Origin of the sequence: Nannocystis bainbridge, assembly GCF_028368995.1 — a bacterium.
GTDB classification, from domain to species: Bacteria; Myxococcota_A; Polyangia; order Nannocystales; family Nannocystaceae; genus Nannocystis; species Nannocystis bainbridge.
The window spans coordinates 327,833-346,321 of sequence record NZ_JAQNDL010000001.1 but is presented as its reverse complement, the minus strand read 5'-3'; the positions used below and the strand labels follow the sequence as shown (position 1 = coordinate 346,321).

16 protein-coding genes are annotated in these 18,489 nt (G+C 73.3%); 12 read left to right on the top strand and 4 right to left on the bottom strand.

The features are described 5' to 3' along the window. Window positions 1-11: 11 nt before the first annotated feature. The 4 genes from carA (at window position 12) to POL25_RS01340 (ending at window position 5,872) form a co-directional block, all read left to right on the top strand. Entirely contained in the window at window positions 12-1,202 is a 1,191-nt protein-coding gene (gene carA, locus POL25_RS01355; RefSeq protein ID WP_272083919.1) for a glutamine-hydrolyzing carbamoyl-phosphate synthase small subunit, read from the top strand. A gap of 150 nt (window positions 1,203-1,352) precedes the next feature. Next, window positions 1,353-2,012 carry a hypothetical protein gene (locus POL25_RS01350; RefSeq protein WP_272083918.1) on the top strand — a complete coding sequence of 220 codons (660 nt, stop codon included), beginning with the start codon at window positions 1,353-1,355 and terminating at the stop codon, window positions 2,010-2,012. 203 nt (window positions 2,013-2,215) lie between these two features. Beyond that, entirely contained in the window at window positions 2,216-4,072 is a 1,857-nt protein-coding gene (locus POL25_RS01345) for an OPT family oligopeptide transporter (protein WP_272083916.1), read from the top strand. Between the two features lie 144 nt (window positions 4,073-4,216). Further along, window positions 4,217-5,872: an NAD(P)/FAD-dependent oxidoreductase gene (locus tag POL25_RS01340; protein ID WP_272083914.1), complete on the top strand. Its 1,656-nt coding sequence runs from the start codon at window positions 4,217-4,219 to the stop codon at window positions 5,870-5,872. A gap of 282 nt (window positions 5,873-6,154) precedes the next feature. On the opposite strand, the gene POL25_RS01335 is transcribed toward POL25_RS01340, so the two are convergent. Continuing rightward, window positions 6,155-6,799: a M23 family metallopeptidase gene (locus POL25_RS01335; protein WP_272083913.1), complete on the bottom strand. Its 645-nt coding sequence runs from the start codon at window positions 6,797-6,799 to the stop codon at window positions 6,155-6,157. A 410-nt stretch (window positions 6,800-7,209) separates the two neighbouring features. Continuing rightward, window positions 7,210-8,187, bottom strand: coding sequence for a hypothetical protein (locus POL25_RS01330; RefSeq protein ID WP_272083912.1), 978 nt, complete (start codon window positions 8,185-8,187; stop codon window positions 7,210-7,212). A gap of 106 nt (window positions 8,188-8,293) precedes the next feature. On the opposite strand from POL25_RS01330, the gene POL25_RS01325 reads away from it, so the two are divergent. From POL25_RS01325 to POL25_RS01300, 6 genes are all read left to right on the top strand, one after another. Next, entirely contained in the window at window positions 8,294-8,446 is a 153-nt protein-coding gene (locus POL25_RS01325; protein ID WP_272083910.1) for a hypothetical protein, read from the top strand. Window positions 8,447-8,489: 43 nt separating this feature from the next. Then, window positions 8,490-8,924 carry an acyl-CoA thioesterase gene (locus POL25_RS01320; RefSeq protein WP_272083908.1) on the top strand — a complete coding sequence of 145 codons (435 nt, stop codon included), beginning with the start codon at window positions 8,490-8,492 and terminating at the stop codon, window positions 8,922-8,924. Between the two features lie 27 nt (window positions 8,925-8,951). Beyond that, window positions 8,952-10,001, top strand: a complete 1,050-nt coding sequence (locus POL25_RS01315) for an NAD(P)H-dependent glycerol-3-phosphate dehydrogenase (RefSeq protein ID WP_272083907.1) — start codon at window positions 8,952-8,954, stop codon at window positions 9,999-10,001. A gap of 229 nt (window positions 10,002-10,230) precedes the next feature. Beyond that, the gene (locus POL25_RS01310) at window positions 10,231-11,805 is read left to right on the top strand and encodes a serine/threonine-protein kinase (protein WP_272083905.1); all 1,575 of its coding nucleotides are present in this window, start codon (window positions 10,231-10,233) and stop codon (window positions 11,803-11,805) included. A gap of 68 nt (window positions 11,806-11,873) precedes the next feature. Further along, window positions 11,874-12,587, top strand: coding sequence for a hypothetical protein (locus POL25_RS01305; protein ID WP_272083903.1), 714 nt, complete (start codon window positions 11,874-11,876; stop codon window positions 12,585-12,587). 255 nt (window positions 12,588-12,842) lie between these two features. Further along, window positions 12,843-14,021 (top strand): coproporphyrinogen-III oxidase family protein, encoded by a 1,179-nt coding sequence (locus POL25_RS01300; RefSeq protein ID WP_272083901.1) that lies wholly within the window; start codon window positions 12,843-12,845, stop codon window positions 14,019-14,021. A 145-nt stretch (window positions 14,022-14,166) separates the two neighbouring features. On the opposite strand, the gene POL25_RS01295 is transcribed toward POL25_RS01300, so the two are convergent. Both POL25_RS01295 and POL25_RS01290 read right to left on the bottom strand, forming a co-directional pair. Further along, window positions 14,167-14,838, bottom strand: a complete 672-nt coding sequence (locus tag POL25_RS01295) for a hypothetical protein (RefSeq protein ID WP_272083899.1) — start codon at window positions 14,836-14,838, stop codon at window positions 14,167-14,169. Between the two features lie 257 nt (window positions 14,839-15,095). Further along, a complete protein-coding gene (locus POL25_RS01290; RefSeq protein ID WP_272083897.1) occupies window positions 15,096-15,794 on the bottom strand; it encodes a pirin family protein in 699 nt (232 codons plus the stop codon). A 52-nt stretch (window positions 15,795-15,846) separates the two neighbouring features. Between POL25_RS01290 and POL25_RS01285 the strand changes: the two genes are divergently transcribed. Beyond that, a complete protein-coding gene (locus POL25_RS01285; RefSeq protein ID WP_272083895.1) occupies window positions 15,847-16,896 on the top strand; it encodes a LysR family transcriptional regulator in 1,050 nt (349 codons plus the stop codon). Between the two features lie 491 nt (window positions 16,897-17,387). After that, window positions 17,388-18,455 (top strand): hypothetical protein, encoded by a 1,068-nt coding sequence (locus tag POL25_RS01280; protein WP_272083893.1) that lies wholly within the window; start codon window positions 17,388-17,390, stop codon window positions 18,453-18,455. The last annotated feature ends 34 nt before the right edge of the window (window positions 18,456-18,489 follow it).

The following is an 18,489-nucleotide window of genomic DNA, read 5'->3' as shown; positions in this document are numbered from 1 at the left end:
TCTGGAGGACCATGACCCAAGCGACAGCCCGTCCCGACCTCGCCGCCCGCCCGCTCACCGCCGGAGGGCCCGCCGCGCGTCCGGGCGCGCTGGTCCTGGCCGACGGCCGGGTGTTCCGCGGGCTCGGCTTCGGCGCCGCGACGACCGTGGTCGGCGAGGTGGTGTTCAACACTTCGATGACGGGCTACCAGGAGATCGTCACCGACCCGTCGTACACCGGGCAGTTGGTGTGCCTGACGGTGGCGGAGGTCGGCAACACCGGCGTCAACGCGGACGACGAGGAGTCGCGCGGGCACGGCTGCGCCGGCCTGATCGTGCGCGCGCTGTCGCCGGTGGTCTCGAGCTGGCGCGCGCAGGAGGACCTGGGCAGCTACCTGGCGCGCAAGCGCCTGCCGGGGCTGGCCGAGGTCGATACGCGGGCGCTGACCCGCCACCTGCGCGACCGCGGCGCGGTGATGGCGGCGCTGTCGAGCGAGACCGACGACGTCGAAAAGTTGCTGGCGCTGGCCCGCTCGGCGCCGTCGATGGAGGGCCAGGACCTGACGGGCCGGGTGACGACGACGAAGACGTACGCGTGGGACCAGCCGAGCTGGCAGCACGCGGCGCCGGCGGCCGACGTGCACGTGGTGGTGTGGGACTACGGGATCAAGCTCAGCATCCTCCGCCGCCTGCGCGACGCGGGCGCGCGGGTGACGGTGGTGCCGGCGAATACCTCGGCGTCCGCGGTGCTGGCGCTGCGGCCCGACGGGATCCTGCTCAGCAACGGGCCCGGCGACCCGGCGGCGGCGACGGCGGTGATCGCCGAGCTGCGCGGGCTGCTGGCGGCGCAGGGGCTGCCGCCGGTGTTCGGGGTGTGCCTCGGCCATCAGCTGCTGGCGCTGGCGCTCGGCGGCCGCACGTTCAAGATGAAGTTCGGCCACCACGGCGGCAACCACCCGGTCCGCAACGAGGACGACAAGAAGGTGGCGATCACGTCGCAGAACCACGGCTTCGCGGTCGACCTCGAGTCGCTCGGGGCCGGGGCGGCGCTGACCCACCTGAACCTGTTCGACGGCACCTGCGCCGGCCTGCGGGTGCGCGGACGCCCGATCGGCTCGGTCCAGTACCACCCGGAGGCGGGCCCGGGCCCCAACGACGCGACCGACCTGCTGGCGAACTTCGTCGCCCAGGTCCGTCGCCTCCGCCGCGAGCGCGCGCAGTGAGCCCGTGCGGACAGGTCCGCGAGGACATGTTCGCATGGGCATGACCCGAGGGACAGGCTCAAAAGGACATGTCCCGAGGGGCAGGCGTGGCGTGAGCGCGGGCGGGCGCGTGGATGAGTCTGTCCCGAGGGACAGGCCATGGAGGCGGGGGTGAGCGGGCCTGTGCCCGAGGACATGGGGCGGGCGCGGCTGTCGGCGGCGCTCGACGAGCTCGGCGAGCGGGTGTTCGGCGGGCGCGACGGGGCCCGGCGTGCGGCGCCGCTGCTCGAGCGGTGGGACCGCGAGATCGGGGTGCACACGTCGCTCGACAGCGGCCACGAGGCGCTGTCGGCGGCGCGCGTCGACTGGGCGCTGTGCGACGCGGAGCCGCCGGGGGCGGCGCCCGGCGACACGTGGGCGTGGCGGGCGGCGACGGGGCGGGTGCCGGGGCTCGAGCCGACGCCGCTGTACCGGCTGCTGGCGACGACGCAGGCGGGGATCTTCGAGGTGTGGCCGGGGGCGCCGCTGCTGCTGCGCGACCGCCTGCGCGGGCTGTGCGTGCGGGTCGACGAGCCGGCGCCGTGGCTCGGCGAGTCGCGGCGGGCGGCGGCGCTGTGGGAGCTGCGTCTGGCCTTCGGGACAGGTATGGCGTGGGTCTGCCGGACGCCGATCGAGTACCCGCTGGCGATCGCCCCGCTGCTGCAGCGGGCTCACGAGGGCCACTGGCGAGCGCCGCAGCGGACCGACCTGACGCAGTGGCGGCGCCAGCGGCTCCGCTGGGCCCGGGACCGCCGCGGCGAGGACCCACGCAGCTTCTTCTCGGGGCTGTGAGGCCGGCTGACGGATGTTTGCGGGCTCGCCGTCGCCGCAGACGTGAGCCCCGGCGCTCGGCGTGCTCGCAGAGCGTCAGCGGCTCCGAGCAGGAGCCTGTCCGCCGCTTCATGAAGCACCGGCGACCAGGGGCCGCGGCACCCGGATCCAGGCGAGGGCCGCTTTCGTCGGTGTCGGGACGTCTGGTATTGCTGAGGCTCGCCGTGACTGCCGATCCGAGCCCACAGCCCTCCATGCGCGAGTTCACGGTCCGTGCGGTCGTCACCGGGATCGCGCTCGGCGTGGTGTTCGGGGCGGCCAACGCCTACCTCGGGCTCAAGGTCGGCATGACGGTGTCGGCGTCGATCCCGGCGTCGGTGATGACGGTGGCGCTGCTGCGCGGGCGGGCGAGCCTGCTCGAGGCCAACCTGTCGCAGACGATCGGCTCGGCTTCGACGTCGCTGGCGACCGGCACGATCTTCACCATCCCGGCGCTGTTCCTGTGGGGCCTGGCGCCGCCGTTCTGGCAGATCGCGCTGCTGGCCCTGCTCGGCGGGGTGCTCGGCCTGGCAGCGATGATCCCACTGCGGCGCATGCTGATCGTCGACGGCCACGGCGAGCTGCCGTACCCCGAGGGCCGCGCGTGCGCGGAGGTGCTGCGGGCGACGACTTCGAGCGCGACCGGGAGCGCGTGGATCTTCCGCGGCATGGCGGTGGGCGCGGGCATGAAGCTGCTCGTGGCATTGCTGTTCGCGGTGCCGAGCGAGGCGGGCGCGGCGGTGCCGCTGCTGCCGAAGGCCGAGGTGGCGCTGGAGTTCGCGCCGGCGCTGCTGGCGGTCGGTTTCATCCTCGGCTACCGCCAGGCGGCGGTGGTGGTGGCAGGGGCGGTGGTGTCGTCGCTGGCCCTGATCCCGCTGATCGCGTGGATCGGCGCCGGCCTGCCCGAGCCGCTGTACCCGGAGCGCGAGCTGACGATCGCGCAGATGGACGCGTCGCAGATCTGGCGCCAGTACATCCGCTACATCGGCGCGGGGGCGGTGGCGACGGCGGGGATCCTGACGGTGCTGCGCAACATGCCGATGATGGCGGGCGCGTTCGTGTCGGTCGCCAGGGGCATGCGCAAAGAGACAGGCGAGAAGGGCGCGGTCGCGGCGACCGACCGCGACCTGCCGGGCTGGTTCATCGCCGCGGCCATCGCGGTGGTGATCGCCGCGGTGGCGCTGGTGCCGGGGCTCATCGCCGGCGACCTCGGGTTCGTCGCCCGGCTGGTGTGCGCGCTCGGGGTGGCGGTGTTCGGGCTGCTGTCGGTGGCGGTGGCGGCCCGCATCGTCGGCATCGTCGGGGTGTCGTCGCAGCCGACGTCGGGGATCACGCTGGTGACGCTGCTCGGCACGGCGGCCGTGTTCGCGGCGTTCGGCTGGGACGACCTCGGGGCGCGAGCGGCGGTGCTGACGGTCGGGACAGTGGTGGCGGTGGCGACCTCGAAGGCCGGCGACATCTCGCAGGACCTGAAGACCGGCTACCTGGTCGGGGCGACGCCGGCGTGGCAGCAGCTGGGGCAGCTGATCGGGGCGGCGTGCGCGTGCTGGGTGGTGGCCGGGACGGTGCTGCTGCTGTCGAGCTACGGCTTCGGCGGCAAGGAGCTGGCGGCGCCGCAGGCGACGCTGATGAAGACGATCATCGAGGGCGTGCTGAGCGGGGAGCTGCCGTGGGGCCTGGTCGCCACGGGGGCGGGGATCTCCGGGGCGGCGATGCTGTGCGGGGTGTCGGGCCTGGCGTTCGCGATCGGGGTGTACCTGCCGATCGCTTCGATGCTGCCGATCTTCCTCGGCGGCTGCGTGCGCGCGCTGTCGGAGCGCGGCCGACCGGCGGAGGGCGAGGCCCGCGGCGGGATCCTGGCGGCCGCGGGCGTGGTCGCTGGCGAGGGCCTGGCGGGCGTGCTGGTGGCCGGCCTGGTGGTCGCGGGGCTGGTGCCGAAGAAGGCGCAGCCGTGGCTCGGCGGCGAGCTCGGCGAGCTGGCGACGCTGGCGCTGGTGCTGGCGATCTGCTTCTTCCTGTACCGCGGGGCGCGAGAAGCGTGAGCGCGAAGGTGTCGGGGCCGGCCGACGGGATGTCGGAGAGGACATGTTCCGAAGGGCATGTCCTGGCGGACATCCGAGGGTGGACACGCCCGATGGGTCTGCGCACGGGCGATGACATGTCGGAGAGGACATGTCCCGATGCACATGTCATGGCGATGTCCCGGCGAGGTGCGCGTGACGGCGGGTGAGCTCGACGCGGTCGACGTGCTGGTGATCGGCGGCGGGCCGGCGGGCAGCACGGCGGCGGCGGTGATGGCGAAGGCGGGGCTGCGCGTGCTGCTGCTCGAGGCGGGCACGCACCCGCGGGCACACGTGGGCGAGAGCTTGCTGCCGGGGATCATCCCGATCCTGGCCGAGATCGACGCGCTGGCCGAGGTCGAGGCGGCGGGCTTCGGGCGCAAGACCGGCAGCACGCTGTGGGGGTGGGGCAAGACGCCGCGCTGGGACCTGTGGTTCCACGACAGCGACGCGTACGAACACGCGTGGCTGGTCGAGCGCTCGCGCTTCGACGCGATCCTGTTCGCGGCGGCGACCCGCGCGGGGGCGGTGGTGCTCGACCGGGCGGCCGCGCGCTCGCTGGTGTGGGAGGGCGAGCGGCTGGTCGGGGTGACGTGGGAGCGGGCCGGCGCGACGCACGAGACGCGGGCGCGGCTGGTGATCGACGCGACCGGGCAGTCGATGCTGCTCGGGCGGGCGAAGGATCGCCGCGAGGAGATCGGCGGGCTCAAGCACCAGGCGATGTGGGCCCACTTCACGGGCTGCGCCGGGGTGCCGCCGCCGCGCCACGAGCAGGCGCTGTTTTTGGCCGAGGCCGATCAGTGGTGGTGGTTCTTCCCGATCGGCGGCGGCAAGGCGAGCGTGGGGGTGGTGCAGCTCGACGCCGGCGAGGCCCGCGGGGCGCCGCGCCGCGATTTCGACGCGCTGCTGGCGGCGGCGGGCGAGCTGGCGCCGGTGCTCGGGCCGGCGGCGACGCGGGCGACGCCGGTCCGCCACGAGCGCGACTGGAGCTACCGCATGTCCGAAGTGACAGGTCCCGGGTGGATCCAGATCGGCGACGCGGCCGGGTTCATCGACCCGGTGCTTTCGACGGGGGTGCTGCTGGCGCTGCACTCGGCGTGGCACGCGGGGCGCACGGCGATCGCGCTGCTGCAGGGCGGAGCCGACGAGGCGGGGGCGCGCGCGAAGTATCAGGCGCACCACCGCGAGATGTTCGGCGACCTGCTGCGGATGGTCCGCTTCTACTACCAGCAGAACCTCTACCGCGACGATTACTTCTGGGAGTCGAAGCGGATCTTGCTGACCCGCGACACCGAGCTGAAGCCGCAGAAGGCGTTCGTGGTGCTGACGAGCGGGCTGGTGCAGAACCTGGCGCTGGACGAGGTGCGCGACGAGGCGACGGCGCGCCAGACGGCCCGCGCTGCCGGTCCGGGCGTGGCGCTCGAGGAGGCCGGACCCGAGCGGCTCGGGTTCGTGTGCGTGCATCTGCGCGAGCGGGCGGCGGCGCCGGGGCAGGGCGACCTGTACCTGCTGATCGAGCCGCGCGACCCGGTGGCGCCGGCGCTGGCCCGCACGCGCAACTTCGACGTCGGGGCGATCGCGCCGCGCCACGGCTCGGACCCGCTGCGCGTGCCGACCCTGGCGCCGGCGATCCGCGGGTTCGTGGGGCTGATCCAGCGGCTCGACGGGGCGGCCGGGACGACGCTGGCGGAGTTCTGGCGGGCGAGCCGGGTGCATGTCCGGACATGGCTCGAGGCGCATGTCCCGGAGAACATGTCGCTGGTGCGCGTGTTCGGCGAGTGAAGCGCGACGTGGGCTGGCGCCGGGGCGCGTGTTCAATGAGGGCGCCCCCGGGTTCGCGCTGATGCGGGCGTTCGGCGAGTCGGCCCTGGTCCGTTTCCCGGGAGTGGAACCGCGGCCGTCGAGCTGGCGCCGATGCGCGAGCTCGGCGAACGAACCTCCGGCGCGCCTTCGGACGAGGTGTGGCGCGCCGTGTCCGCGCGGTCAGCGGGCACAGGTGGTTCTCAAGACATGTCCATAAGTGCATGTCCGTCTGGACATGCGCCGGAGGGCATGTCCCGAGAGCTAGTACTCGGCGTCGGTGTCGGCCTCGGCGAGCGCGGGCAGGCCGGGGTAGCCGTGGAGCGGGGCGCCGATCAGCCACAGCGGGTCGACGGCGAGGGCGCCGATCTTGACGGTGAGGTGCAGGTGCGGGGCCTCGCTGCGGCCAGTGTTGCCGACGAGGCCGAGGGCGGTGCCACGATCGACGGGCAGGCCGACGTGGACCAGGATGTCGTGCATGTGCCCGTAGTAGGAGGTGACGCCGAGGCCGTGGTCGATGATCACGAGGTTGCCGAGCAGCAGGTCCTGACCGGCGAACTGGACCACGCCAGGACCGATGCTGAGGATCAGGTCGCCGATCCCGCCGCGCAGGTCGAGGCCGCGGTGCAGCTTGGTGCCGACGCCCGTCATCGGGTTGGTGCGCCAGCCGAAGTACGAGGTGATGTGCGGGCTCTCGACCGGCCAGCCGAAGCGCAGCCCCGGGCGCGCAGCCTCGATGCCCTCGGCGGCGAAGGGGTCGGGCGCCGGCGGGGGGTCGGCCGGGGCCACGGGGTCAGCCGGTACGTCGCCGGTGCTGGCGACGACCGGGGTCGCGGGCTCGCCAGCGTCCCCGCAGGCGAGGAGGCCGGCGAGGAGGACAGGTGAGGATGTCCGGAGGGACAGCGCCACAGCGCGCGCATCCTAACAGATCCGCGCGTCGCGGTCACCGCCGCGAAGAGGTGGCGGCGGAAGGTCTTCGATGCTGGCCTGGCGACGGCGGTGATGCGCGCCAGGGACGAGAGGCGCTCGAGAGCCGGGGCCCAGTCCGGGGGAGCGGTCGCCGCATGCGCCGCGGTCCCGACAGGCGGGCGCGGCGGGCAGAGAGGGGAAACCTCGTGCAGCGATGAGCGAGGTCCAGGTCGGCCCGAACCTCTCATGCCGCCGGGAGGGATCGATCGCGCGGGTCCGATGGTGGGCCGCAAAGGTCAGCGACGGCGATCATTCGGGGGAGCGCGTGCGCAGGTCACGAGGGTGCCGCAGACCGTATGTCCAAAAGTGCATGCCTTTTCAGGCATGTCTCATCGCGCATGTCCGAATGTTCAGGCCGCGTCGGTGAGCAGCTCGAAGTCGACCAGCATGCGCAGCAGGGCCGGGGAGACCTCGACGCCGAGGGCGCGCAGCTCGGCGAGCACGGCGCCGGTGGGGCGGCCGTCGAAGCGGGGCAGGAGGTCGAGCAGGGCGGTCGGCAGCTCGAGGGCGTCGGTGTCGAGGTAGGTGACGACGCGGCTGCGCTCGTCGCCGCGGTGCGAGACGCGGATCGTGCCGAGCTGCAGGGAGTCAGGCAGCGGGCCGGCGAGCGCGGCGTGGGCGGCCAGCAGCTCGCCGAGCTGGGTCTCGATCGCGGCGCCGATCTGGGCCTCGACCTGCGACCATTCGAGGGCCTCGACCAGCTCGGCGGCGCGGCGGAAGAACTCGGCCTCGCGGCCCGACCACCAGCTCCACGCCGACTCGCCGTCTTCGACCTGCGGGGTCTCCTCGAACAAGATCGTGCAGGCGCACCAGTGGCTGAGCTCGCGCTCGACGGCGGTGAGCAGGACCTCGAGCGCCTGCCAGAACCGCTGGCCGGCGGCGCCGCGATCGTGCTTGCAGTACCAGGTGGCGCAGATGCCGTTGCGATTGCGCCACACGCCGCACAGGCCGCCGGCCTCGTCGATGTAGTAGGGGCAGAACAGGGACGGGTCGCGGCCGAATTGCTCGGCAGCGAGGATGTCGCGGTAGCGGCCGCGCTCGTCCTCGGTGGCGTCGAGCCCGTGCGGGGTGATGCTGTCCGGCTGCGCGACCATGCGTCGCAGCAGGCGCTCACGCCCCGCGAGCGAGCCGGCCTTGAGCCCGCCGCCGACGAGGAAGTTGGGCAGCGCCGGGACGTAGGTGCAGCACTTGGTGGCGTCGGCGAACCGGTAGCCCTCGGGCACGTGGCTGTGACACTGCACGCAGTCGCCGCAGGTCGCGGCCTGTTCTTCGGGTAATGGCCCTCCGAGCAGGTCGGAGATCCAGCGGCCGTACAGCGGCGGGAGCATCGGCGGCGAGGTCGAGGCCGACGCTAGCACGCAGGCGCGAGCGAGGGCGCTCTGCCTCCACCAGCCGACCTTGCGCGCGGAGCCGCCGCGCAGCTAGCTTCGCGCCATGGGTGGGGTACAGGCGGGGCCGCGACCGGCGGCGCAGAAGGTGTTCGACGTCGACGCGATCCGGCGGGTGCCCGGCGGGATCGCCTCGCACCACGCGACGACGCAGGTGCTGAGCCCGCAGCGGCCCGCAGCCGAAGGCGCGCCGCGCTGAGCGGCTCGCGCCCGCGCCGCGGGCCGTGCTCTACTCGCGCCGCATGACGGCCGACCTCACGGCGATCCCGGGCGTGTTCGATCACCCGCATGGCGTCACGCCGGACGAGATCGACGAGCTCGACCACGTCAACAACCTCCACTACCTGGCGTGGACGCAGACGGCCGCGAAGGCCCACTCGGTCGCGCTGGGCTGGCCGTTCGCGCGCTACCGCGAGCTCGGTGCGACGTGGGTGGTGCGCGCGCACGCTATCGAGTACCTCCGCCCGGCCCGCCTCGGCGACGCCGTGGTCGTCCGCACGTGGGTGACCGAGATGGGGAAGATCCACTCGCTGCGCCGCTACGAGATCGTGCGCCCGGCCGACAGGGCGGTGCTGGCGACCGCCGAGACCCGCTGGGTGTTCGTCAAGATCGCCGGCCAGTCGCTGGCGCGCGTGCCCGAGGAGCTGCGGGCGGCGTTCCCGACGGTCGCGCGCTGACGCGGGCGCGGTGTAAAACCAGAGGCGATGACGAACGCTCCCGGGTCCCTCCCGTCACCGACGGTCGCCGTGCTCGGCGCCGGTAGCTGGGGCACCGCGCTGGCCCTCCACTGCGCTCGCCGCGGGCTGTCGGTGCGGCTGTGGACCCGCAGCGTCGAGCACTGGGAGGCGATGGCGGCCGCCCGCGTCAACGCCCGCTACCTGGCCGAGTTCCCGTTCCCGGACAACCTCGCGGTCGAGCACGACCTCGGGCGCGCGCTCGCGGGCGCGGGCTTCGTGATCCTGGCGATCCCCAGCCATGGGCTGCGGGCCACGCTGCAGCAGGTGCGCGCGGCGCTGGCGGGGGCGGGCGAGGCGGGGCCGCGGCCGTACTACCTGGTGGCCGCCAAGGGGGTCGAGATCGACAGCTTGCAGACCATGGCCGACGTGGTCTCGGGGACATTGCCCAAAGAACATGCGGAGCGGATGGCGGTGCTCGGCGGGCCGAGCTTCGCCGCCGAGGTGGCGCGCGGGCTGCCGACGGCGGTGGTGATCGCCAGCGCCGACGCGGCGGCGGCGGCGGCGATCCAGCAGTGGATGAGCGGCGACGGGCTGCGGGTCTACGTGACGGACGACGTCGTCGGGGTCGAGCTCGGCGGGGCGTTCAAGAACGTGATCGCGCTGGCGGCCGGCGTGTGCGACGGCGCGGGCCTGGGACAGAACGCGCGCGCGGCTCTGATCACGCGCGGGCTGGCGGAGATCGGCCGGCTGTGCATCGCCCTCGGCGCCGACCCCGTCACGCTGTCGGGGCTCGCCGGGCTCGGCGACCTCGTGCTCACCTGCACTGGCGGTCTGTCGCGCAATCGCAGGGTCGGGCTGGCGCTCGGGCAGGGTCGGGCGTTGCAGGAGATCCTCGACGAGATGGGGATGGTCGCCGAGGGCGTCAACAACACGCTCAGCGCCCATCGCCTGGCCCAGCGCGAGCAGGTCGAGATGCCGATCACCCAGATCATGCACGCGATCCTCTACGAGGGCATGAGCGTGCGGCGGGCCGTGGCGGCGCTGATGCAGCGCGACTTGAAGCCCGAACGAGACTGACGCCGGACCGCCCCGACAGGTGGGCACCCGCCCACCCGCGAGCGTGCGCGATCCCGGTTGCGGCCCGGGCGCAACCGCGGGCCCCCGCGGCGCGGCCCGCCGGGTCCGGGCCGCCGCCGCCGGGATTTCGCCGCAAGGCCGCGGCTTTATCGGCGACGCCGTGGCCTGACGGCGCGGGCGGCCGCCGGGGCTTGGCGACAGATCGCAGATCCGTTAATCTGGGGCCGCCTTGAGCAACATTGAGCCAACGCCCTTCGGCGACAAGTATGTGCTGGTCGAGCACATCGCTACCGGCGGCATGGCCGAGATCTATCGGGCCACGTACTCCGGCATCGAGGGGTTCGCCAAGGAGCTGGTGATCAAGCGGCTGCGCGAGGAGTTCGCCGAACGGCCGAACGTCGTGCGGATGTTCCTCGACGAGGCCCGGGTCGCCGCCACGCTGACGCACCAGAACGTGGTGCACACCTACGACCTCGGCGAGATGGGAGGCGAGTACTTCATCGCCATGGAGCTCCTGAAGGGTCAGGAGCTGGTCGCGGTCCTGCGCAAGTCGGCCAAGACGGGGCTGCGGCTGCCGCTGGAGATCTCGCTCGGCATCATCATGCAGGGGCTCGAGGGGCTGTATTACGTCCACTCGCGCGCCGACGACCGCGGGCGCCTGCTCGGGCTGTGTCACCGCGACATCAACCCGACCAACATCCACGTCGGCTACGACGGCACCTGCAAGATCGTCGACTTCGGCATCGCGGCCACGCGCGCGAGCGTGCAGGGCGGCGAGGGTCAGTTCGCCGGCAAGCTGGCCTACATGGCCCCGGAGCAGGTGCTCGGCCACCCGATCGACGCCCGCGCCGACATCTTCGCGCTCGGCGTGGTGCTCTACGAGATGTGCCTCGGCCGGCGACTGTTCCGCGGCGCCGCCGAGGAGGTCGCCAATCGCATCGTCGAGGGCGACATCCCGGCGCCGACGTTCGTCGACCCCGAGTTCCCGCCGGCGCTCGAGGCGATCATCATGAAGGCGCTCGAGGTCGACCCGGCCGAGCGCTACCAGAACTGCGACCACATGTTCCGTGACCTCGAGCGGTTCACGGAAGAGTCGGGCATCCGCAGCACGCCGCGCATCCTCTCCAACTACATGGCCGAGATGTTCGGCGAGGGCGCGCCGGCCGAGGTCAACTACGACGACCTCTACGACGACCTCGCCGACGAGGCCCTCGACTTCGACCAGTTCGACCGCCTCGACTCGCAGCAGGACAACCGCGACGACGCGCCCGACTGGGCCAAGCCGGCGCAGTCCGACACGCGCAGCAAGAAGTCGATGACGATCGGCAACCTCGACGCGGTGCTCGCCGAGGCGCAGCGGCTGCAGCAGGTCGCGCAGCAGCAGCAGCAGCAGGCGCAGCAGAAGCCGCCGACCGGCTCGGCGCCGACGACCCGCAGCCAGCGCGCGGCGTCCGAGGCGGCGGCGGTGGCCGGCGCGCGCCGCAACCATCGCAAGACGCCGTCGAGCCGCCACAAGACGCTGACGCCGAGCGCCGGCCAGAGCACCGGCTCCGGCCCGCGCCGCGCGCCGACGGGGGCCAACCGCTCGCTGTCCGCGGGCCGCTCGATGGCGACCAAGCAGAGCCCGGCGATGTCGACGGTGTCGATCCCGGTGGTCGATCCGGGCGCGACGAGCACCAGCTTCGGGCACGGCATCATGGCCGAGCAGACCAAGCAGGGCAGCGCGGCCATCACGTGGATCCTCGTGCTGTTCGGGCTCGGTGGGCTCGGCTACGTCGCGTACACGATGTTCTCGATGAGGTAGGCGGGCCATCCGCCGGCCAGAGACAGCAGCGACACACGAAGCGGGCGACGGGCGAGACGAGATAGCCGATGCAGAGCGTCGAGGTCCAAGGCAATCACACCTGGGGTAAGTTCTCCGCCTTCCGTGTACTCGGCGATCACGAGCCGATGCCGGGGTTCCGTCTGGTGATGCAGTTCGCGCCGCGCCCCGAGGGCGTGGCGCGCCTGCTCGAGATGCGCGCCCGCGCCAACGACCCGCTCGACTCGGAGCTCGCCCGCCTCACGGTGCGCGCGGGCATCGGTCTGCTGCAGTCGCACAACGTGTCGTTCGCCTACGCCAGCGCCGAAGAGGTGGTGGCACTGGTCCGCGCCGACGCGGTCTCGCGCATGGGCAGCTCGCTGGCGGTCTACGAGCAGCTGCTGTCGATGTACTCGGCCCGCCTGGCGGTGCTGCTCGGCGAGGAGCTGGTGGTCCACGGCCACATCTTCGAGTTCCCCGACATCGGCATCGCCCGCCGCGCCTTCGTGTCGGCGCAAGAGTGGCTCGAGGAGGCGACGCCGCTCCGCTCGTCGCGCCGCCTCGGCCTGCAGATGCGCGGCCTCGGCCAGCCGTTCCACCCGTCCAGCCTCGAGACCGTCGAGGCCCAGGCCAGCCTGCTCCGCTCGGCCGGCGTCGACCTCGAGACGCTGCCCCACTGGTGGTGGCGCGGCGTGGCGGCCCGCTTCCGCGCCGACGGCGGGGTCGAGCTCTACGACGATGTTCCCCACGGCGCCGACTTCGCCGCGCTCGTCTCCGACGTGTAGCCCGGCTGGCCGTTCGCGCAGGTCCTCTCGGGCATGCCCGAAGGGACATGTCCGCCCGGGCATGGCCGAGAGTGCATGTTCTTGGAGCCAGGTGCGGGCCCGGGGGGGTCGGCGAGCCGGCCCGGGCTGCTGCGCGGCGGCGGGCTCGCGGGCGCGGGTCCCGAGGGATCGGTGGCCGGGCAGACCCGCGGCGGGCGGCCGTGCGCGCGCGGTCGCTGGACGGCGCGCGCCGGCGGGGTCATGAGGAGGGCGTCGATGCGGGGGATCTACGTCCACGTGCCGTTCTGCGCCCGGGCCTGCCCGTACTGCGACTTCGACTTCCAGGTCGGACGCACGCCGGACGTCGCGGGGTTCATCGCCGGGCTCGAGCGCGAGGCGAGCGGGCGGGGGCAAGAGCTGGCGGAATGGACATGTCCCGAAGGACCTGGCGATTCGGACCTGGCCGATGCGCCATGGTCGACGGTGTACCTCGGCGGCGGGACACCGAGCCTGCTCGGGCCGGCCGGGCTGGCGCAACTGGGCGAGTGGCTGGCGCGCCGGTTCCCGGGGGCCGGGGCGCGCGAGTTCACGGTCGAGGTGAACCCCGAGCACGGTGACCCCTCGCTGTACGCGGCGGTGCGGGCGATCGGCGGCACGCGGGTGTCGCTGGGGACGCAGAGCACCGAGGCGGAGGGGCTGCGCACGCTCGGGCGGGTCCACTCGCCGGAGCAGGCGCTGGCTTCGATCGCAGCGGCGGTGGAGGCGGGGCTGCGGGTGAGCGCCGATCTGATCGTGGGCTGGCCAGGGCAGACGGCGGCGGGCGTGCAGGCCGATGTGGCCCGGCTGACGCAGGCGGGCGCGGAGCACGTGTCGGTGTACGCGCTGACGATCGAGGCCGATACGCCGTGGCCGACGCTGGTCCGCCGCGGCAAGCGACGCCTGCCCGACAGCGATCACCAGGCCGACATGCTGGCCGCGGCCGAGCAGGCGCTGACCTCGGCGGGGCTGCAGCACTACGAGGTGGCCAGCTATGCGCGCGCAGGCGCGGAGGCACAGCACAACCTGCTGTACTGGACGTGGCAGGACTACCTCGGGCTCGGGCCGTCGGCCCACTCGGCCCGCTACTTCGCCGACGGGTCGGTGCTGCGCCGCGGCAATGTGCGCGGGCTGCCGACGTGGCTGGCGGACCCGGGCACGCCGGCGGAGGCGGAGCGCCTGACGCCGGAGGCGGCGGCGATCGAGGGGCTGTGGACGGGCCTGCGCGACCTCCGGGGGCTCGACGTGGGGGCGTACCTGCGCCGGTTCCCTGCGGTGACGCGCGGGTGGATCGAGCACCGCACGCGCCGCCAAGTGGCGCGCGGGAACCTCGAGTGGGCGGCGGAGGGGCAGGTGCTGCGGATCGCGCCGGGCCGCTGGTACTGGCACGACGCGGTGGCAGCCGACCTGCTGGCGTGATGGTCATGTCCTTTGGGACATGACCGTTCGGACATCACGACGCGGCGGGTGCATGGGCATGGTCTCGCGGTCATGTCAGCGGCGTGCGGGCCTCGGTGCTCCGGGGCGGCGGGGAGAGGCGCGCCGGTGCAGGGCGGCGCGGTCTTCACTCGCTCGTCGGTGGGTCGAAGCGCATCGACAGCGAGACGGCGTCGCGGCCGCCCTGTTCGGGCGGGGGCAGGGTGGTGGCGAGCAGCGACTCGCGTACGCACTCGAGCAGGGCCGGCTCGGCGATCTCGTTGCCCTTGCCGGGCTCGAGGGTGTTGATGACGCCGCCGATGTCCTCGTCGCCGAGGAGCTCGAGGTCGAGCACGAGCATGCCGGCGAGATCGGGGTGCGCCTCGCGGACGAGCGCGTGGCACTCGTCGACCAGCGGCATGAGGTCCTGGCTCAGCACGCGAGTGAGGTAGGCGTGGTTGCCGGTGCGGTCGACGATGGCGCCGGCGGGGGCGTCCTCGGTCGGCTGCGCGCGCGCCAGGCCGCCGCGAGCGGGATCGCCGGCGGTGCGCGGGGGGCCTGCCGCGGCGTCGCGCGCGGCCATGGCGGCGACGATCTGGCGCTGCATGGCCTCGCGCCGGGCGGTGCCTTCGCGCAGGCGATGAGCTCGCGCGGGCGCGGGGTCGTCGAGCAGGGTCCGCCGCTGCGCAGCCTCGGCGATCGGCTGGGCCGGTGTATCGGCCCGGACCACGGCTTCGCCCGCACGTGGAGCCGTGCGCGTGAACCACCAGGCGCCGAGGACGAGGAAGCCGAGGAGGGCGAGCGCGAGCCAATTCCGCATGCGGGGAGCCTCTCGCGGACTCTACGCGCGCAGGGGGGCGATCTGACGTGGGTGCTCGTGACCGCCGACTTCGGCGGCGCCGGTGCCTCGCGCGTCCACTGCCACGCTGGGAGCTCGCGGCGCTTCTCACCCGGAGTTCCTCGCTCGGAGCCTTGCTCGGGATTCCTCGCCCGGAGTTCTCGCCGGGTGCTGGAAAGCGAAATATAAAGCTGTCCGTGAGGACATGCTCTGTGGAGCATGTCCTCACGGACATTCGGTTAGCCGAGGTCGAAGACCAGGACTTCGCCGCTGCTGGTGCCCTCGACGGTGACGGTGGGTTCGTTCGAGAGGGCGAGGGCGTCGCCGGCCTTGAGGTCGTGGCCGTTGACGCGGACGGTGCCCCGGGCGACGTGGACCCAGGCGTGGCGGCCGGACGCGAGCGGGTGCTCGGCGCGCTGGCCGGCGGCGAACACACCGGCGTAGATGCTGGCGTCGGTGTGGATAGTGACGCTGTCGTCGCGGCCGTCCGGGCTGGCGACCAGGCGCAGGCGGCCGTCCTTGTCGGCCGCGCCGAAGCTGCGCTGCTGGTAGCCGGGCTTCAGGCCGCGGCGCTCGGGGAGCAGCCAGATCTGCAGGAAATGCACGGGCTCGGTGTGCGAGGCGTTGAACTCGCTGTGCGAGACGCCGGTGCCCGCGCTCATCACCTGCACGTCGCCGGGGCGGATGACCGAGCCGGTGCCCATCGAGTCGCGGTGCTCGAGGCCGCCCTCGAGCACGTAGGACAGGATCTCCATGTCGCGGTGCGGGTGGGTGCCGAAGCCGCGGCCGGGCTCGACGCGGTCCTCGTTGATGACGCGGAGGTTGCGGAAGCCCATGTGCGCCGGGTCGTAGTAGTCGGCGAACGAGAAGGTGTGATGGGAGTCGAGCCAGCCGTGTTCGGCGTGGCCGCGAGAGTCGGCGAGGCGTTGGGTGAGCATGACGTGCCCCATCATGACGCGGGTTTTTATGCTGTAAATCGCTGAAGATGTGATGCCTTCCATCAGTTTCTGCGATACTTCGCGGATGATCGGCGAGGTCACGCTCGACCAGTTACGGGTGCTGATGGCGGTGGCGGAGGCCGGGAGCTTCTCGGCGGCGGCGCGGCGGCTGCGGCGGGTCCAGTCGGCGGTCAGCCAGGCGGTCGCCAACCTCGAGCGCCAGCTCGACGTGGCGGTGTTCGACCGCTCGACGCGGGTGCCGCGGCTGACCGAGCCGGGCCAGGCGATCCTGGCGGCGGCGCGGCGGGTGGCGGGCGAGGTCGATGCGCTGCGCGGGCTGGCAGCCGGGATCGCGCGCGGGCTCGAGCCGGCGGTGTCGCTGTGCGTGGACGCGTTGTTCCCGCTGCAGGTGCTGGTGGCGCTGTGCCGCGAATTCGCGGCGGCGTTCCCGACGGTGGCGCTGCGCGTCGACACCGAGACGATGTCCGACGTGTCCGCGCGCGTGCTGGCGGGGGCGGCGACGCTCGGGGTGACTGCGCCGATCGCCGTGGCCCCGGGGCTCGAGCGGCGGCCGCTGGCGCCGATCCGGATGATCGCGGTGGTGGCCGCGGAGCACCCGCTGGCGCGCCTGCGCGGCAAGATCGCGGGCGCGCGCCTGGGCGAGCACGTGCAGGTGGTGCTGTCGGAGCGCGGGCAGGCGGGGGTGCCCGATCAGGCGGTGCTTTCGCCGCGGACCTGGCGGGTGGCCGACCTTCACACGAAGCAGGCGCTGCTGCGCGCGGGCCTCGGCTGGGGCAACCTGCCGGCGGCGATGGTGGAGGACGATCTGGCGGCCGGCCGGCTGGTGGCGATTCGCCCGGCGGCGTGGGCCGACGACGAGCACACGCTGCACCTGGCGGCGATCCACCGCGCGGACACGATCCTCGGGCCGGCGCACCAGTGGATCGTCGACCGGCTGGCGACGCTGTGCGCGGCCTCGGCGAGCGAGCCGGTGAAGGCGAGCGAGGGGCGGAGGCCAGGGAAGGGCGCGAAGGCGGCGCAGGCGAGGGTCACGCGCGAGCGCGCGAGGAGCGGCAAGCGGGCTGCGAAGGCGGCGAAGTGAGGGGCGCGAGGCGGGGGCGGAGGAATGATTTCGGGCGAGGCGGTGAGTGAAGGGGCGCGGGTCGGGGGTGGGCGAATGATTGCGAGCGAGCGGGGTGAGGGGTGAATCCGTGATGGCGACTGATTTCGGCCGAGCGGGGCGCGGGTGGGGCGGGCGAGTGATTGCGAGTGGGGGGATGGGTGCGAGTCGGAGACGGGCGACTGATTTCGGGCGAGAAGGGCGCGAGTCGGGGCGGACGCGTGATTACGGGCTCGCGGGGGGATGACGGGCGAGTCGGAGACGGGCGACTGATTTCGGGCTCGCGGGGCGGGGTGAGGGCGCGAGTCCGAGACGGGCGAATGATTTCGGGCTTGGGGTGAGGGGACGCGCGGGCCGGGGCGGGCGAGGGGTTCGGGCGCGGCGGCGCGGGTGACAGCGGTCGGCGCGGGTTTGCGGGGGGCACGCGCGCGCCTGCTGGCGTCCGGGGGCGAGACGAGGTAAATGCGGATCGAGTGGAGCTGAGCCCCAGACGCCAGCGGATCCTGTTCGCCGTGTGCCGCGAGTACATCGTCACCGGGCGCGCTGTGGCGTCGGGGGCGCTGGTGCAGGCCCACGGGCTCGAGTGGTCGGCGGCGACGATCCGCAACGAGCTGGTGGCGCTCGAGGAGGCCGGCTACGTGGCGCAGCCGCACCAGTCGGCCGGGCGCCTGCCGACGCCGCTGGCGATGCGGCTGTACGTGCGCTCGCTGGTGCGGCCGCCGCCGCTGCGGGCGGAGCTGCGGCGAGCGGTCGACGTGTCGCTGTCGGAGCCGGTCCACGGGGCCGAGAGCATGCGGGTGGCGGCGCAGGTGCTGAGCGAGGTGGCGAGCTGCGTGGCGGTCACGTTCGTCAGCGAGGACCGCGGCGGCAAGGTGCTGCAGGTCGACCTGGTGCCGGTGCAGGGCTGCCGGGCGATGGTGGCGCTGACGCTGGCGGGGATGCACACGCGGCTGCACCCGGTGACGATCGACGCCCGCTTCGCCGAGGGCGGAGGTCTGCTGCGGCTGCAAGAGCGGCTGCGCGGGCTGTGCGTCGGCAAGACGCTGGCCGAGGCGCGGGCGGAGCTGTCGCGGCTGTGGGCCGAACACGAGGCGCGCGTCGATCGCCTGCTGGCCGAGAGCCTGCGCATCGGGCTGTGGCTGTGCACGGCGGCGGCGCTCGATCCGTTGTGGGTGCAGATCGCCGGGCAACGGCTGCTGGCGGGCCAGAGCGACCAAACCCTGGCGCAGGTGCTGGCGCTGTTCGACGACTATCACGGGCTCGCCGAGCTGCTGTGTCAGCTGCTGCCGGAGCACACGCTCGAGCAGGCGCGCGCGGAGGTCCACGTGGCCGCGGAGCTGCGGCCGACGCTGGCAGGGCTGGGGCCGACAGGGCCGTGCGTGCTGTCGGGGATGAGCCTCATCGGTTGCCGGGTCCAGCCGGTCGAGGACGGGCGCACGGCCGCGGTCGCGCTGCTGGGCTCGGACCGCATGGACTACGAGGCGGCGATCCCTCTGGTAGAGTACGCGGCGCAAGCGCTGGCGGCGCGCACCAGCGAGTGATCCCTCACTGGTGGTTCGCGGTCGAAGAATACGA